Origin of the sequence: Sulfurovum sp. NBC37-1 (genome assembly GCF_000010345.1) — a bacterium.
Lineage (GTDB): Bacteria > Campylobacterota > Campylobacteria > Campylobacterales > Sulfurovaceae > Sulfurovum.
Window position 1 is genome coordinate 2,408,114 of record NC_009663.1, and the last position, 17,091, is coordinate 2,425,204.

At 33.8% G+C, this 17,091-nt stretch carries 20 protein-coding genes, 1 tRNA gene and 1 pseudogene; 18 read left to right on the top strand and 4 right to left on the bottom strand.

The features are described from left to right. The first annotated feature begins 21 nt into the window (after positions 1–21). From SUN_RS13205 to SUN_RS11980, 8 genes are all read left to right on the top strand, one after another. The gene (locus SUN_RS13205) at positions 22–1,191 is read left to right on the top strand and encodes a PD-(D/E)XK nuclease family protein (RefSeq protein WP_012084077.1); all 1,170 of its coding nucleotides are present in this window, start codon (positions 22–24) and stop codon (positions 1,189–1,191) included. A 53-nt stretch (positions 1,192–1,244) separates the two neighbouring features. Beyond that, positions 1,245–1,634 (top strand): DUF2493 domain-containing protein, encoded by a 390-nt coding sequence (locus tag SUN_RS11950; RefSeq protein WP_012084078.1) that lies wholly within the window; start codon positions 1,245–1,247, stop codon positions 1,632–1,634. 382 nt (positions 1,635–2,016) lie between these two features. Beyond that, positions 2,017–2,598, top strand: coding sequence for a DnaA ATPase domain-containing protein (locus SUN_RS11955; protein WP_041672785.1), 582 nt, complete (start codon positions 2,017–2,019; stop codon positions 2,596–2,598). Positions 2,599–2,700: 102 nt separating this feature from the next. Then, positions 2,701–3,624, top strand: coding sequence for a helix-turn-helix transcriptional regulator (locus SUN_RS11960; RefSeq protein ID WP_012084079.1), 924 nt, complete (start codon positions 2,701–2,703; stop codon positions 3,622–3,624). Next, positions 3,617–4,177: a hypothetical protein gene (locus tag SUN_RS11965; RefSeq protein ID WP_012084080.1), complete on the top strand. Its 561-nt coding sequence runs from the start codon at positions 3,617–3,619 to the stop codon at positions 4,175–4,177. Before SUN_RS11960 ends, SUN_RS11965 begins: the two co-directional genes overlap by 8 nt. Before the next feature lie 713 nt (positions 4,178–4,890). After that, positions 4,891–5,253 (top strand): hypothetical protein, encoded by a 363-nt coding sequence (locus SUN_RS11970; RefSeq protein ID WP_012084081.1) that lies wholly within the window; start codon positions 4,891–4,893, stop codon positions 5,251–5,253. Beyond that, positions 5,240–5,437 (top strand): helix-turn-helix domain-containing protein, encoded by a 198-nt coding sequence (locus SUN_RS11975; RefSeq protein ID WP_041672786.1) that lies wholly within the window; start codon positions 5,240–5,242, stop codon positions 5,435–5,437. The genes SUN_RS11970 and SUN_RS11975 overlap by 14 nt, the downstream gene beginning before the upstream one ends. A gap of 10 nt (positions 5,438–5,447) precedes the next feature. Continuing rightward, positions 5,448–7,022 (top strand): DUF3987 domain-containing protein, encoded by a 1,575-nt coding sequence (locus SUN_RS11980; protein WP_012084082.1) that lies wholly within the window; start codon positions 5,448–5,450, stop codon positions 7,020–7,022. A 218-nt stretch (positions 7,023–7,240) separates the two neighbouring features. On the opposite strand, the gene SUN_RS11985 is transcribed toward SUN_RS11980, so the two are convergent. Next, positions 7,241–7,480: a helix-turn-helix domain-containing protein gene (locus SUN_RS11985; RefSeq protein ID WP_012084083.1), complete on the bottom strand. Its 240-nt coding sequence runs from the start codon at positions 7,478–7,480 to the stop codon at positions 7,241–7,243. Positions 7,481–7,586: 106 nt separating this feature from the next. On the opposite strand from SUN_RS11985, the gene SUN_RS11990 reads away from it, so the two are divergent. The 10 genes and pseudogenes from SUN_RS11990 (at position 7,587) to SUN_RS12035 (ending at position 14,321) form a co-directional block, all read left to right on the top strand. Then, complete coding sequence (locus SUN_RS11990) at positions 7,587–8,624, top strand: hypothetical protein (RefSeq protein ID WP_012084084.1); 1,038 nt, start codon at positions 7,587–7,589, stop codon at positions 8,622–8,624. Positions 8,625–8,864: 240 nt separating this feature from the next. Continuing rightward, positions 8,865–9,755 carry an HAD family hydrolase gene (locus SUN_RS11995; RefSeq protein WP_012084085.1) on the top strand — a complete coding sequence of 297 codons (891 nt, stop codon included), beginning with the start codon at positions 8,865–8,867 and terminating at the stop codon, positions 9,753–9,755. A gap of 128 nt (positions 9,756–9,883) precedes the next feature. Further along, positions 9,884–10,477 (top strand): hypothetical protein, encoded by a 594-nt coding sequence (locus SUN_RS12000; protein WP_012084086.1) that lies wholly within the window; start codon positions 9,884–9,886, stop codon positions 10,475–10,477. A 21-nt stretch (positions 10,478–10,498) separates the two neighbouring features. Further along, the gene (locus SUN_RS12005) at positions 10,499–10,807 is read left to right on the top strand and encodes a hypothetical protein (protein ID WP_012084087.1); all 309 of its coding nucleotides are present in this window, start codon (positions 10,499–10,501) and stop codon (positions 10,805–10,807) included. 8 nt (positions 10,808–10,815) lie between these two features. After that, the gene (locus tag SUN_RS12010; RefSeq protein WP_012084088.1) at positions 10,816–12,342 is read left to right on the top strand and encodes a PcfJ domain-containing protein; all 1,527 of its coding nucleotides are present in this window, start codon (positions 10,816–10,818) and stop codon (positions 12,340–12,342) included. Positions 12,343–12,437: 95 nt separating this feature from the next. Further along, a tRNA-Ser gene (locus tag SUN_RS12015) sits at positions 12,438–12,525 on the top strand. Positions 12,526–12,697: 172 nt separating this feature from the next. Further along, on the top strand, positions 12,698–13,255 hold the full coding sequence (locus tag SUN_RS12020; RefSeq protein WP_012084089.1) for a macro domain-containing protein: 558 nt from the start codon (positions 12,698–12,700) through the stop codon (positions 13,253–13,255). Positions 13,256–13,335: 80 nt separating this feature from the next. Further along, a complete protein-coding gene (locus SUN_RS12025; RefSeq protein ID WP_041672787.1) occupies positions 13,336–13,560 on the top strand; it encodes a sigma factor-like helix-turn-helix DNA-binding protein in 225 nt (74 codons plus the stop codon). Positions 13,561–13,744: 184 nt separating this feature from the next. Then, a pseudogene (locus tag SUN_RS13825) lies at positions 13,745–13,882 on the top strand (sigma factor-like helix-turn-helix DNA-binding protein); the annotation flags it as partial. Positions 13,883–13,994: 112 nt separating this feature from the next. Next, on the top strand, positions 13,995–14,321 hold the full coding sequence (locus SUN_RS12035; protein ID WP_012084090.1) for a hypothetical protein: 327 nt from the start codon (positions 13,995–13,997) through the stop codon (positions 14,319–14,321). Between the two features lie 365 nt (positions 14,322–14,686). Here the strand turns inward: SUN_RS12035 and SUN_RS12040 are convergent, their stop codons facing one another. The 3 genes from SUN_RS12040 to SUN_RS12050 form a co-directional block, all read right to left on the bottom strand. Continuing rightward, complete coding sequence (locus SUN_RS12040; protein WP_012084092.1) at positions 14,687–15,388, bottom strand: hypothetical protein; 702 nt, start codon at positions 15,386–15,388, stop codon at positions 14,687–14,689. A gap of 112 nt (positions 15,389–15,500) precedes the next feature. Continuing rightward, complete coding sequence (locus SUN_RS13210) at positions 15,501–16,205, bottom strand: HIRAN domain-containing protein (protein ID WP_012084093.1); 705 nt, start codon at positions 16,203–16,205, stop codon at positions 15,501–15,503. 477 nt (positions 16,206–16,682) lie between these two features. Then, positions 16,683–16,949 carry a hypothetical protein gene (locus tag SUN_RS12050; RefSeq protein ID WP_148154705.1) on the bottom strand — a complete coding sequence of 89 codons (267 nt, stop codon included), beginning with the start codon at positions 16,947–16,949 and terminating at the stop codon, positions 16,683–16,685. Positions 16,950–17,091 lie beyond the last annotated feature (142 nt).

Here is a 17,091-nt window from a genome sequence, read left to right on the forward strand (position 1 = left end):
AATACAGGAGGTATAATAAATATGGAAGATAGAGAATATAAAGAATTTATTCAAACAACATATGAAAGATTTAAAAATAAATTAAATCAAAAAAAACTTAGAGGGGTTAATGATTACAATCTGTTGACAACGGTACTGAAAGAACATGATGAAGTTAGACTTCATTCCAGAATGATCGGCTCACTTTTAAATCCTGAAGGGTTACATTACCAAAACACACTTTTTTTAGATAAATTTCTAAATCTAATTGATTTACCTGATTTTTTCGATGATACACAAAAAGTTACACTATGTAGAGAATGTGAAAATATTGATCTGTATCTGACAGACGGAAAGAAACATATAATCATAGAAAACAAAGTGTATACAGGTGATCAGCCGGCTCAAATTAAGAGATACATCGAAAAAATAGTGAAGAAAAATCCTAAGATGGGCAAGAAGGATCTGGTTGTTATTTATCTATCGATAGATAGAGACAAGCCTACCGAATTGAGTCTTGGGAAAGAGAAAAAAAATCAAACTTCTGGATATTTTGAGATTAATACAGAAAAACAACTTCAGTATATAGGTTCTGAGAATAATCTCAAAGATAGAAAATTTAACTATAAATCCATTCATTATGGTGCAGAAATACTGAATTGGCTGAAAGTATGCAAAGAAGAGATTGAAAATATTACAAATCTAAATTTGGCAATACAGCAATACATTGATGTTATAAAAATGCTCACAAATACATATACTGGAGGTATAAAAATGGAAAAAATAAAGTTTGCAAAAGAACATTATGAAACACTTGTTGAATTTGATAAGATGATGAAAGAATATATTGATTCTGTTAAAGAAAAAGCTGTTTATGCACTAGGCGAGAATGACTTTAATGCTTATAAAATAGAGGAATGGGAAAATAATGATAAGGCAATAAGAATAAAAAACAACAAAAATGAATGGGGGCCAAATACAAATATTGCACTTGTATTAAAATCCAATGGCTCTTTTTCGATAATAATTTATGTATATGACAGACCGGAAGTAGCGGAATCAAAACTTGCTATGCTGGGTAGGATGGAGTGGGAAGGCAAAATCGGGTATTTTAGGGTTGGTTGTTACAAAAATCTTAATGATGTTTATGAAAAGATTAAAACAGCAGCAGAAGAACTTAATAAGTATTATAAAAACATAATCCAGACATAAAGCCGTCAAACCCATTTGTCACAATACTCCAACGAAGATATTGGAGTATAAAAATGGAAAATATAACAAAAGTGGCAGTTGTAGGAAGCCGGGGATTTGAGGATTATGTACTGTTTAAAACCGTTATGGACAAGTTCCTTGCAGATTTTGAGTCAGTGGCTTTTGTAAGTGGTGGTGCCAGCGGTGCGGATAGTTTGGCAGAACGGTATGCGAAAGAGCATGGCATAGAGGTGATCGTTTTCAAGCCTGAATGGAAACGCTATGGCAAACGAGCAGGATATATGAGAAATGCACAGATCTGGAAAGAAGCAGATGTAGGCATAGCCTTTTGGGATGGTGAGAGTAAGGGTACCCGGCACTCCTTCAAGTTAGCAAAAAAGATGAGTAAAGAGTTGAGGGTGTTTGACTATTTGAAACGGATGTTTATTGATCCGGATGCTTAAAACATAGATTTTGATGACTTACATAACTAGGAGTCTGTCGGACTGAAGCCATTTTTGCAAAAATAGACTGTTTTTAAGGAAAATCCAAGCCCCTACGGACAAAATAAGCGTACTTTCTCTTATGCAAAATTTTCTGTATCCCAAAAGTGTCTTATTTTGCCTATTTGAAAAGTGAGTCCGACAGACTCCTAGGAGGAATTATTGTGATTAAAGAAAAAAGTTTTGAGAATTTTGTGGTTGCTGACAGTAATCATCTTGCATTTGAAGTAGCGAAGAAGGTGTGTTCTTCCAGGGATATCCTACCAAGCCCCGTTGTTTTTTACTCCTCTTCGCCCAATGGGAAAACACATCTGCTAAAAGCCATTTACAATGAGTGCATCAAATGGGGAGGAAAGCAATATATGTTACCGTTGAAGATTTCGCTAATAAATATGCGATGTATTTAATGTCCCAAACAATGAATCGGTTTAGAAATAAATATCAAAGGAATGATGTTTTGCTCCTCGATAACTTTGACGATATATCCAATATGTTTGAAACGCAAAAGCAATTGTCAAAATTTATTGAATTTTATAACGAAAACCATAAAAATATAGTGATTGCCATGAGTAGGCATCCTGTCAGAACGTTTTCTATTTCTGATAGGTTAAAGAACCATTTACTAAGAGGTCTATCTTGTGAACTAAAAGGAATGCACAGAGAAACAATAGACAAACTTATTCACAAAAAATGTCATGAACTTGGTTTGAAACTAAATGATAAAATGGTTCATCGTATTAGTAAGTACCATAAGGAGATACCGAAAATAGAGGGAATTTTACATAAAGCATATGCATTGTCTGATCTGCTTGGACAAAAAGTTGATATTGCACTTATTAAGCAACTAGTCAAAGAGTTTAAAAATGAAGAGAAAAAACAACTCACCTCAAAAAAAGTGAAAGAAAATAGGTATATTTTATTATAATCTGAAAGCGCTACTCCGATGCTTGCATTGGTTGGAGTCCGTCAAAACAATTTATCAAGTGAACCGTCCTGATGATAAATTTAAATATGCAGGGAAAAACAAATGCCATATAAAAAAGATTACGACAAAATACTGACCCGTCTGACGGTTATACTTTCCCGCCTCTACGACAGAGAAGCACTTTCTGTTACGGAGCTTGCCGAAGAGTTCAATGTGAGTGGGCGCACCATCCAAAGAGATTTCAATGAAAGACTCATTTCTTTTCCTATCTATCAGGATAAAAAGAAATGGAAGATGCAGGATGGGTTTCGAATAGAAAAAATCAAATCCATTGAAGAACAGCTTGTTTTGGACATAATAGAAAAAATGACTGAAAGTATAGGTGGTAAATTTGCTACAACCTCACATAAGTTACTCTCTAAAATAAAAAATGAAGATTTTAACCCCATCTATACAAAATTGAATATAGAAGATATTAGTGATAGGTTTGATGATATACAACTCATAGAAAAAGCCATCAAAGATAAAACCGAATTAGAATGTAGTTATGAAAATGAAAGAGAGGGAACTTTTAGAGCTAATATACAACCTCTTAAAATAGTTAATTATGAAGGCTTTTGGTATTTGGTTGCCTTTAAAGATGGGACTGTTCAAAAGTACTACATTAAAACTCTCTCAAACATACAGCCAACGGCTAAAACGTTTACAGTAGATGAAGATATAGAAGAGTTATTGAAGAACTCAATAAACATATGGTTCAAATCAGATATTGAACCTTTTGAAGTGAAAATTTATGCAGATAAAGTTGCTGCAAAATATTTTAAACGCAGAGCATTACCCACACAAAGCATAGAGACCTTAAGGGAAGACGGTACTATGGAGTTTGTTGTGACTATTACTGACGAGATGGAGATTATACCTATTGTTAAATATTGGTTGCCTCATTTGAGGATATTAGAGCCTTTGTGGATTCAAGAGTTGATAAATGCAGACCTCAAAAAATATTTAAAGGAAAAAGATGAATAAAAAAATTGAAAATATTAGAATTGAATGGGATGGACCTTATAGTTTGACAGATATTGGCTATGATGAGACAAACGAGAATTACAAAGGTAAAGTTAATCCTTCTTTATGTAATGAGTATACAGATTTTGGAATATATCAAGTTTATGGATATCATCCAATATATGGAAACGATGTTTTACTCTATATTGGACAATCTGCACAACAAACATTTTCAAAACGATTATCTCAGGAAGGTTGGGAGTTTAATGCAGATTCTAAAAATATTAAATTTTATGTTGGGCGACTATTTGCAAAGAAACAACCAAGTTCAGAAAAGGAATGGGATAAGATGATAGATATAGCAGAAAGAATGCTTATTTATGCACATGAACCAGCTCGAAACTCTTCTAATATTTTATCCATAACAAGAAATAGGGCCAAATTAAAAGAATTCGAAAATATAAGGATATTCAATTATGACAATTATAGGAGCTTAATACCTGAAATATCTGGAGAATTATGGGTTAAAGATTTTGAGGATTATAATGGTGTATTTAATTCTAAAGAAATATAAATAAACAGATACAAAACTGTCTATGAAATAGATTAAACTTCTAATAACATAATATTAGGAATTTAAAATGTTACAAGATGAGGAAACAAAAAAATCAAAATGTAAAAAGTTTAGATTTATCATTCAAAAAATTCAATACCGACATATATTTGAGTTGTCCTCTCTTGAAAACTTGAATCTATCCCATAATCAGTTGGAAGAACTACCTCGAGAGATACTCAAACTAAACTAAAATCATTAAAAGTTTTTAGATATATCTTGAAACCATATCACACACAATCTTGATTTTTACCAGCAAAAGTTAATCGTGCTTGGAATAGATAGTGGGTATATCAAGTTCAAATTCTCAAACACTCCCCTACTTTTCTTCGTCTTGGAGGATTTCCCGTTTTTATGGTTCAGTATTTCAGTTGAGGTAATGGAATTCAAGCTTTACTTAGGTAACTTATTTAATAAGTGGAGGAAGTACTCCATCTTTACCTTCTATTTTGCGCCTACCTTGATCTGTTCAAGGACTTCATTTAAATCGAATTGTCCGCACATGTGTTAATCATTTAGAATATTTCTATCGAACTGACACAAAACTTATAATACTCCTTTTGGTAAATTATATACACTTTCCTCCTAAAATATTAATCACATATTTCCGTTAGTATACGAGCAGGAATTTAAAGTTATCTCTTTGAATTCACTAAATAAACAAAGGATACGAAATGATTAAATCAATTTATTTCACCAACAACTTAAGTATAGAGGTACTATTAAACAACACGGTTAGACTAACAAATAATAGAGAAGATGGAAGAGTTTATCTTCTTGATGCTACACGATTCTACTTGCTACTCAAAACTGGAGGGCGTGGGTGGAAAATTCCTACTCAGGCTGGTGAATATGTGGAATTGTCTCTTATCTTAAAATATCATTCAGCGGGGAAGCATCTGGTAAGTGTTGGAGGCGCAATCAATACATATATTGCTCAACATGATTATGAGATGCTACTGTCTGATCTTGAGACTTCAGTGAAAATTGACCTTCACAAATTATTACATAAGGTGGAGCAATATGAAATCCTCTAAATACTTATCTCCAAAAGAAGCAGCAACGCTTCTTGGTATCTCAACACATTTACTGCAAAAATGGCGATCACTTGGAGTAGGGATACCGTATATAAAGTTAGGTCAGAGCAGAAGTTCTGTAGTTAGATATAAAAAGAGTGATCTTTTAAAATATCTTGATAAAAATACAATACAAACACTATAAAGGAATAAACATGTTAAAAGAAGAAGCGTTTGAAGAAGAAACATTTGAAAACGAAACATTTGAAGACGAAACATTTGAAGACGAAGGTATCGATGCAAAAATGTTTAGCTGTGATTATAGCTACACGAAAGATGATATAACGGATATGACTGGTGACTTCATAAAAGATGCAGCAGAAGAACTTAGATCCTATATTGATGTACCTAAAAGTATGATCTTATCAATCATTCTTCCAATAATGAGTGCTGCCATAGGTACAAAAGCCACAACATTTAATGGTGCTATGGAAAAAATGAGAGTAAATTTATGGGGGATTGTCATTGGGAGCAGTGGTGCTTCTGCTAAAAGTACAACATTAGGAATGCTTAAAGATATTGTTCTTGGTGCATTAGAGAAAAAGCTAAAACATGAGTATAAAATAGCAAAAATAACATATAATCAGTTGTCATTTGAGGAAAGAGAAAATGCAGAAAATCCGAGACTTCAGCAAATATATTCCGGGCAAGGTTCCACATTTGCCGGCATGATCAAAAAACTTTCATTTAATGAACATGGTCTCCTTTCTGTGTATGACGAAGGTTCTGAATTTTTAAATAAAATGTTAAATGACAAACAAAATAAGGCATCATTTACATCGCTGTATGCACAGCAAAGCTATGGAAAGGATTTAGTAGGGAAAGAAGGCAGTGGTGAACAAATTTGGATCGACAATCCTTTCATTTCCTTGATTTTGATTTCAAATCCGCACTGGTTCAATTCTGATGTAAAAAACAATGATTTTGTCAGTGGATTCCTCAATAGATTCTCTATTTATCGCATAAACAAAGATATTGAAATGAAACCATTCGCAAGCAGAAAAAAGCATGACTTTGAGAAGTTTCAGAATGTTTCAATAATGATATGGGACTATTTGAACAAACTAGAAAACAAACTTGAAATGGAATTATCAGAAGAGTCTGTCTTGAGATATCAAAGCTGGTATGAATTAGCTTCTAGCAAAACATTTAAGGAGATATGGCGTAATAATGAAGGTGGGGCTTATGATCCTTTTGAACTCATATGGGAAAGTGAAGAATTTACTGCATTTCTTGTAAGACAAAAAACGGCAGCCATAAAATATGCGATGATTATCCAAATTTTTGATACTTTTTATAATGGTGACAAAACACTTCCCAAAGAAATTGATTTAAAATATATGAATATAGGTATTATAGTTGCAGAAGAGGCAATGTGCCAAATTAAAAATTTTCTACTTGTCAGACGATCGGCAAAAGATGAGAAAAAGTATCGTGAAGATAACTATAGAGACATTGCACATAAGATAAAAAATTATCTTAAAAAATATGGATATGATGAAAGCAAACCGCTGGCAACCTCAAAACTTATTAGGGGGATAAAGGCATTAAATAAAACAAACTTTAATAAAGTACTAGAATGTGCCACACAAGATGAGGGGATAAAGTCAGAAACAAGAAAATTTGGATATGACAGTACAGTTACCTATTACTACCTACCATCTAACGTAGACAAATGGGAGGATGATGACAATTATGAGGATTCAAATATAGAAATAAATGAGTTATAATGCTTGTTCTGCGGTATTCCAACTTGACATGCTTCTTGGGTTATTCAGCACAAGGCAGATTTAGTGTTTCATGGATGACAATTACAATGACTTTACTTTTGTGATTGGGGAAAAAGTGGATTACTACTGAATACTGTAATCTATACAGTCATCCAGAAAGAGTCAGAAAAATTATATCTGGCTCTTAAATAATAAACCCATCTCCTCAGTAGAAAAAATCAATTTTCAAGAACAGATGGAATCAATTGTAAAATATCCATTTGGAATTCGTCGGCGATAAGAAGAAGGTGATGAAGATTGTAATTTGCGTTATCTTGCCTGAGCTCTATTCTTGCAACGTAGGAAGGTGATTGGTGGCCCAATATCAAAGCTAAAGATAGTTGGCTGACCTTTCTCTTTTTCCTCTCCATTTTAACAATTTCAGTGATCTTGTCAAAAAACTCATCCTCATTTATCATTTGAAGATTCTACGTAAATAAGCACCTATTCATCAATCATGTATAAGTGATTGATAATACAAAAACGGCTAACATGACATATTAATCATTTATAGGTGAGTGAAATATGTCGGGAAGAAAATATATTGGGGTTGACTTGGGAGCTTGGTACCATACACAGAATAAAACAAGTATTGCTATTGGTGTGGAGAGCAAAGGAAAACTAAAAATTACTTCTATTTATAAAGAGTATGGTAGTGAAACTTTTTATAGTCAATCACAAATACAAGAGATATTTAAAAATACTAAGAAGAAATATTTAAATGCAACTAATTGGAATGCACATTTAACCCCAGATAATAAAAATAAATATTTAGTTGATTTTTTATTAGAAGAAGCAGAAGGTAATGCACTAATAGCTATAGATAGCCCTTTTTCTGTACCCTCTATGCTGGAGCAAGGTAATAAGGAAAGATCATATAACTATAAATGGGATAAGGTTTATAATGAAATTTCAAATCCTTATATCTTTGATAACTCTGCAAGATTTGTATTTGAACACACTTATCAAAAACCATTGGCTCCAGCTGGAGATAAAATTGGAAAAATGACTGCAAGAATGGTTCATATCATTGATAATTATTCCAATACTTTAAAAATACATAAAACACCTACATTGAAAAAAAATGAATCTGTATCTACAATTGAGGTATTTCCTGCAGCAACTTTATATTTATACATAACTTATCTTTATAAAAATAAAAAAATAAATATTCAAAATTATCTAGAAGAGTTTGATCAGATAGAAAAAGAACTAAGCAGTACTACATTAATCTCATATAAAAATACATATTGGAAGAAGAAAATAAAAGATAATTATTCTATAAAAAAGTTAAAGAATTTCAATAAAAGTAAGCAGGAAATTATAAAAAACCTACAAAAGAGTAGCCCTTGTTGGAATAAAAAAAATGAATACAGAATGTTAAAACTTATAGAAAATGATGTTATTTTTGATAAAGACTTGATAAAAACAGATGATGATTATGATGCAATTATTTGTGCTTTAACTGCATATTTAATAGATAAAAATGGTTATGAAAAACCAGATGAAAAAGATATTAAAAAGTTTACAAATAGCTTTATCTATATCCCAAAAATCAAATAAATACTTTAAAAAATGGAAGATATAAATTCCTTCCAAACCACTCTTTTATGTATCAAATAGTAACACGCTATACACTTCTCAACCCAAAAACCTATTTAGGGGTTAAAGAATCGACTCTAAAAACACATTGTATATATAGAGCGAATATTCTTTTGAGATAGAAAAGCCAATAACCAAGATATCTTGAAAAACTTATTCCACTAAAAAATTTAGAAATCCAAAATAATGGAGGGTATTCATATGAGTAAAAAAATAGCATTAATCTTTGACTTCGATATAACAATGTCACCGTATTATCAACAGAAAAAACTGATAGAACATTGGAATATAGATGAGAGTGAATTCTGGAAACGATGTACTAAGAAAGTAACGGATGAGGAGTATGATCTGGAACACGGATATATCAAGGTCATTACCGAATACATAGCAGAACAAAGCTTGAGCCTATCAAACAACGATCTCTTTAATTTAGGGCGGTCAATATCCCTATATGATGGTTTAAGTCGAAGGGAGAGTAAGAAAAATATATTCGATGATATGCTTGATATAGTGAATAGCAAAACATATGGTGATTTGAATGTTGAATTAGAATGCTACTGTATCAGTGGCGGGTTAACAGAAATGATAAATGGTGCTATTGAAAGTCATGAGCTTACACCATTCTTCAAAAAAATATATGCTTGCAGGTTGGTTGAAAACAGCGATGGGAATATTGCTTTTCCAAAAGAGACTGTCGGACACACAATAAAAACACAGAAAATCTTTCAGATTGCCAAAGGATTGGAGAAAGATGTGAATGAAGTCGTTGATGGTTATGAAATACCGTTTGAACACATGATCTTTGTGGGTGATGGACTGACCGATGTCCCCGCTTTCTCTTTGGTTCAGAAAATGGGAGGCACCAGTATAGCTGTTTACAGAGAGAGTAAAAACGGTGACGGCAGTGTTAATCCGGAACAGACATTTAAAAATTATGAAGCAGGATATGAGCTTGCCATAAAAAGCAAACGTGCCGAACAGTTACTCCCCGCAGATTATTCAGAAGGTAAACCTTTGAAAATGGCATTGCTTTACCATGTTGACAGAATTTGTAAACACATTGCCCACAAGAATGAGGCGGCACTTTCGTAGCCAGATGAGAGTGATTATCGCAACGGAAAAGATATTGAATAGTTATGGTGACATCATCGGTATAAAGTATCATTATGAAGATGGGAGCTACAGAAAGATAAAAATATTCATCCCCAATGGAGGACTGCATGAGCATACTAAGACAAAATACTATATTTGGAAAATTTCTACTTGATGGTCAATGTCTCGGAGTACTTGAAAAGACATACTTAGATGAGACAACAAAAAACATAATAAAGAAATTTCTGAAGGGAAGAGAACCCTTTGCACGTTCCTTGACTGCACCATGGACAAATAATCAGCCTCAATGGGAAATAGAAGACGGTAAATTATACTTGACAGATATTGACTTGTCCGTTGACATGTCAAAAAGTTATTCGGTTGGCTATGAAGGACAAAAAAGAATTGAGATGATAGGGGATATGAATGGAGAGACCAGAGAACTAAAAGTAGGAAGAACAAAATGCATATCTTCCGTAGACCATAGAAGCAATATGCAAAAGATATTTGGGAAAGACAAGATCTTTGCAAAATGGGTTAATGAACCCATGAGGCTATTGGTGAAAGAATCCAAACAGAAATCAATCTTCATAAATGAGAAAACTCGATATGAAACTACGATGGAGCTTGTAGTTTTAGAATTTGAGCATGGTATTTTAAAGGGCAGAAAAACCAAACAAGAAACTTTCCTTACAGTAAAAAACCATATAGAAGACCTGTAAACAAAATACAAAGGGATACCAATGGCAAAAATAGCATACAAAGAATACCCAATAGAAACAGTGGCACCGGATGGAACCGTTTTAAAAGGCAAGATTCACTATTGGTCAAAAGATTATTACGTCCACCTAATTGAGCCGATATCAGTGAAAACGTCCAGTACGCATTTAATGTATATGATACCGGCAAAATTTATTGTTGATGAAACTAAGGCAGATGGCATCACAATAGAAGAAAAAGGCATCAGTCATATAAATATCTATCATATAGCCATTAAAACAATGCAAGAAATCTATACTGATTATTCTTCGGATACATTAGAGATGAAATAGATATTGTGATGCAAAGAATGATAAATGGTTTAACAAAAAACAGCTGGTACCTAAACAAGCCTCTTTGTGAGTGTAGAAACCTTTTCCAAAAAGAAGATCGGGGATATTTAGCACATTTCTATCATTGTCAGTGCGGTTGGAGTGAGGTTATTATTACCGCCCAGAGTGATATCCCAGTATATGCATGTGAAGCCTGTGACAATAAAGAGTTTGCCAACAGATACTATGTCGATAAAAGCGACTTCTCCCTGTATGGAAAAGAGCTGGAAGTAACTTATGAATGCAAAAAAATTGAAAATGGTTTCAGGGCTGCGGCATTTATTGATATACCGGAAGATACAGATTTTATGCGTAAAAAGATGGTGTTTGCAAAATATCCGGTCGTATATTACACTATATATCTAAACGGGAAAACTGAACAACATACAAAAATTTATTTAGAAAATACAAATATTGAAAATACTTTAGTGACAATGTTGCATGAATATATTATAAGTCAGTATCAAGGATTTCCAAAGATACTATTTAAGAGCAAGAAAGAAAAAGTAGAGGCGATCTTATTCTTCTTATCCAATCCAAAATTATTGAACTTTGCGTTTTATTATTGGGATATAGATCAAAGTTTACCAAAACTCTACAAGCCTGAAAAACCTGTCAATACAGAAGAGATGCTCCAGTATGTCCTAAACGGAAGAAAAGAGCGTACCGTAAAGCGTGCTCTTTTCCAAAAGCATCAAAAACTGCAAGACAATATCAAAAGTTCCGACAAGCTCTGCCCATTTACTCCGGATGACTACACTTTCGATCCTAAAACCGCATTTGTTATTTGTAGATGCATTGATGATCCGAATATTGCATCAAATTTGCTGGCAGAAGATTTCGTTATTTTTGATACCAGATATGGACATGGTGATTTACGCTTTGGTTCGGATATTTCATATAAAAAAACCAAATCATCTATGAAAGATGAACATCAATTGTATCTGCATGATCTTATTTGGTTTATATTGTTTCTAAAAAACTACTATACGGAAAAACAGATTGCAAAACTGTTGTTAAAAGCTGAAAGAGATCTGGATAAATGGATGGACACGCTGCTGCTTGCAAAACATTTTAAAAATGTCATCAAAAAGGTATTTAGAAAAGTAAAGCCTACAATCAGAAATCTACATAGTGAAATAATACGATGCAGTGAGTATAAAGAGAATAAAAAGATTCAAGCTATTACATTTTCATACAAACCCAAATACCGTTCAGCCTGTTCCAAAATAAACGATTTGGAATTTAAACTGCCTTACACTGGTGCGGAACTCTCAAGTTGGGCTCGAACTCTTCATAATTGCATGACAGGATATGCTTATGATATTTTATCGGGCACAACTGCAATCTACGGAATATTCAGAGGTAATGAAATTGTTTATGCTGTAGAAATTTATAGGGAGGTCACAGAACAGTCTTCCGGAAAATACAATAAGGAGGTGCCAAATAAAGATAAATTACTGATTGATGCTTGGTTTAGAGAGTGGTTCCAATAACAGATGAAATGTGGATGATGGAGACTCGGTATACTTTTGTCTGGCTTTATTAGATATTTAGCCTAATCTATGTATAATGCCATTCTTCAAAATGTTGAGAGGTGTCCGAGTGGTCGAAGGTGCAGACCTGGAACGTCTGTGTGGGGCAACCCACCGAGGGTTCGAATCCCTTCCTCTCAGCCATAAAAACACAAACTTCATTACATCCATAAATACATCAACTCAGAACTTTTCCAAAGCTTGAAAAATTTTCCAAGTACATAAACCATAGCATATTAAGAAAGCTATTGGATGAACTATTAGAATTTGCTATCAACCAATAGGTGAACCATTAAAAAAATACGAAAGGTTAAAAATGGGTTACAAGATCACTGTTAAACAGGGTAATCTTCTGGAAGAAGAGAATGCCACTTTTATTGTCAATGCTTCCAATACACGCTTGATCCTTGGTTCCGGTGTATCAATGTCATTTAAAAGGCATTGTGGACACGAATTGCAAGAAGAGATGGGTTTTAAACTTGATGCTATCGGAGAGGAACTACGCAAAGGTGATATAGTTGCGACCTCATCAGCCAATGCCAAAAATTTCAGATATGCTCTTCATGTAGCCATTATGGATTACAATAAAGGCACCAAGGAGTGTAACAAGTACCCTGCACTTAACGATATTGAAATAGCCCTTGAAAATATTGAGCCCTATCTGGAATGGTATGCAAAAGAGCATACCGAACCAATGAAATTAGTACTTCCCTTGCTTGGCTGTGGTACCGGCGGTTTAGATGTTTGTAAGGTAAGCAATCTTTATAAATCTTTCCTTTCAAGGGATGTATCTTTTGACTGTAATGTAGTAATCTATGGATACAGTGAAAAAGATTATGAGCTTATAAAATCATTCATGATCCCCTCTTCTTAATATTTGGAACAAATTATTCATTTATGACTAATTTAAGTTTAGATCAGGAAAAATATATATAGATAAAGAGAAGGAGCCACATGAAGTTAACTCAAAAAGAATCTGCAGTTATCCGTTTACGTTATGGGTTAGACGTTGATGAACCTTTGACTTATCAGGAAATAGCCGAAATAGTTGGTCTTGGCAAAACCATGGTGAAGCAACTCGAACAGAGAGCACTTAGAAAACTTCGGCATCCAAACAATAGAGAAGCAATGAGGGAAATTCAGGAAACCATCGACCTGATTAACACTCCCGACAATTAAATATAATTTGCATCACCAAATAATTTCTAACAAATCCAAATAAATGGAGGATATACCCATGTCAAAAATTGAACAAGAAATTGCACTAAAGTACAGGTTTGCATCAGACAGAATAATGAGCAGGCTTTTGGAATGTCAGCATGATATCAAATGCATCAATCATGCCTTAAAATATTGCGGATCCACCGATTTAACTCTTGAAGAGATCGGTTTGGTTCTCGGAGTGACAAGAGAAAGAGTAAGGCAAATAGAGTCCTCCGCATTGAAGAAGTTAAGGAACCCTAAAATCGGAAGAATCTTGAGAGATTATATGACAATGTAATGTTTCAACAGCCTATAAGTACCCGAAGAAGCTTATAGAACCTATTAAGAGTCATGGCTGCAAAATAGATACAGAACGGATATACAATATTAATGCTACACAAAGGAACAAAATGGATTTTGATGAATACTTACGCGTTATACAAATTGAAGATTTTGTAAGTATATTGGGTATTGATGGGGAAATATTTGGTGAAACAAAGCAAAATATATCTCTTCATACACTATTGAAAAACTTACAAAGGCATAAAGACAAATTCGATCAAGCAAAAGGGGCTTGCCTGTGTCTTTCTCAGGATTTAACAGACTTTGAAGATGGTCCAATGTGGCAAATTTATGGACTAGTAAAAAATTTAGATACTTATTTCATAAAAGAAAACCCTGCATTTAAAATACAGAAAAATTTGTACTCTTATAGTTTGCTGCTTGCTGGATTATAATAATATTTCAGTTCAACTGATTTATGCTTGGAGGAATTGGTTTGATTTTTGATATTACAAGAGGAAAAATTAGACAAATTGAAACATCTGCTTTTATACGTTTTTTAAACCACATTTCCTTTGATGGTTTTCCTTATAAAATATCCCAATATAGAACATTTTATAAGTTTTTCTATTGAAGTGTACAAAATTATGACTCGCAAACGTCGCTACAGCGAATAACCTTATAAAATATATTAGATTATAAGGTTTTAATTTATAGCGTCTAAAATGACCAATAAATTGCCTGCAGGGTAATTTATTGGCTCCACTGATTTGTTAGGCTCATTTTATTCGCAGAAATGGAAAACAAAAAAGCCAATATGTTACGGATACTTTACAACCCCTTTTTCCCATCGAGTTTCGTACATATCTAAAATTGGCTCAAATGCATCAGTAATTCCTGTAATGATTGTGTCCGCTTTCTTTGCCCCATCTTTGAACGAAGCACCAGATTGATAGCAGTTGGTTTTATCAACCATTACGAATCTGTCATGTAACTCTCCACTATCTCGTATTTCAACAGAGACTCCATGTTGTTTACAATACATATCAACTGCTGGAACTAGAGTCTTGAATTTACCTCCCAAAAGGCGTACAGATACATCTGAGTGAACATGAGGTAGATACCGAGAAACAAATTCTGCATCTAAGTAAGGATCAATAAAGAGAATATCTTTTGTTGCAGTTTCAATGATCTTGCGAACAGAGTCAAAATAATCGAACATTTGCCCTGAGCTGATGGCAGAGCTAATTGGTCCAAACATTTTAAGTCTAAGTTCTGATATAAGTTGTTGTATTATGACAAGAATTTGAGGTAGTGCGTCGTATCGAAATGTACTGCTTTTCAATCTTGGCTCAAGTGTCAAAAACTCGCTTTTAAGATCTATACGATTTGCAATGGTAAATAATGCTCTAATATCTGCTCGCCAAGCAAGGCCCTCTTCGTTATCAATATCGTCAATTTTCGGTCGGTTTCTGAGCAAGTATTCAGCCTGTGCAAGTAACTGCTGTTCTGTTAGAGCCAATTTTTCTTCTTCTTTATGCTGAAACGTCGCACAACCAAGCTGTGCGGCACAAACGAAGCCCAGCGTTGTTTGTATCCGAACGAGTGCCTTGTTAGGTGATGTATTAATACCATTACTGCGTCCCTTTCAATTTCTTGACCAACCTTATTTTTCTTTTCTCAATTGCTTTCTTTTCTGATTTTGTTGGCTGTACTGGATCGAATGATTTTTCATACCGTTCAATTACATTTAGTGCTCCGACATAATCTTTTTGCTTCTCAAGACACATGCTAAGCCTGTTAATGGGAGAAGGCTTGTAACGATGGGCTGAGGCGTATTTGTCTTGTTCTGTTAGTTTGTAAATTTCCTCAGTTATTGATTTGTAATCCGATACAGCTTGTTCAATATTTCCGTTTTTCTCAGTTTTTTCGGCTTTTTCTATTCGTTTATCAAACTGCTCAGCGATTTCCCGTAACTTATTAAATCTAGACCAATCTGGTTCTGGTTTTGATAGTTTTAGAACAACGCCAATATTCTTTTTTCCTAATATAGAGCGAGCAAACCAATTAGTTCCGCCTGTAAGTTTGTGAATAGTCGCCTTAATTGGCTCGCCCCTCAGAATTGAACTTGAATCTCTTGCATCAGAAGGGAGAAAACCTATCTGTTTTCCAGCCACCGTTAATACAGCAACAGCATTTCTATCGTGTTTATTCATTGGATCTGCAACAAGATTAACCGGCTGGCCAACTTTTAATTCTTTTATTATCTCTTGTCTGTCAGTTCCATCACCGTTTTGATGCGATTCTCCACGGATGCCAACAAGAAAAGTATTAGCCATGTTTTTCTCCAGTTTTTGGATGCACGATAATCACCTAACTATTTATTTAAGGAACACAATGTCCTTCTATTAAAATATTCAAGTATTAAAAGTATATATCCAATATGTCTTGTTATTTGAGAAAATAGATCAAATTTGTACATTTTAACAATATTCCATCTTTTTATAACAATTTCTAATGTCCTTTCAGCCTAAAAATAGCCATTATTTGGACACAGTATTCCATTAATTGTCAATTTTTGGTAATAAAAGACAAAATATCCTCTTTGTAAAACCTTATAAAATATATAATTTTATGAGGTTTTCAATTGGCAGCCAAATGAAGTGTATAAGCTCTATTTCGACTACCGTATCCAATAGATAACTACATCTCTAAATAATCATCAAGCCTTCCCACTCCAAAAAAGATAGATAATTGTGATATTGTCAGACTCCGGTTTCTCATCAGCAGTGGCCATTTCTTTTGAGTATTCTTGATTAATTGTGGTTCAAATGAGCCGTTACGACCTCCGGGCATATCAAGCTCAAACTCTTCAACACTACTTTCATCGTCTTGGAGGATTCCCCGTTTTTACGGTTTCGTATTTCAGTTGAGAGATGGGATTCAAGCTCTGCTTCGAGAACTGCTTGGATGAGTTGTTTGATAAGCGGAGCAAGTACTCCATCTTTACTTTCTGTTTTTGCACCTGCCCTGATCTGTTCAAGTACTTTATTTAGATCGAACTGACACAAAACTTCTAACACTCCCTATCCAGATATAGCTATGTATTCTTTTCCGTTGGAGTATAAAGAGGTTCGTGCTAACATTAGCACAGCTTGCAAATTTTACTTGTGATAACCTCTTGATAGCATAGAAATATTGAACTGTATAGTAGTGTGAATAGTG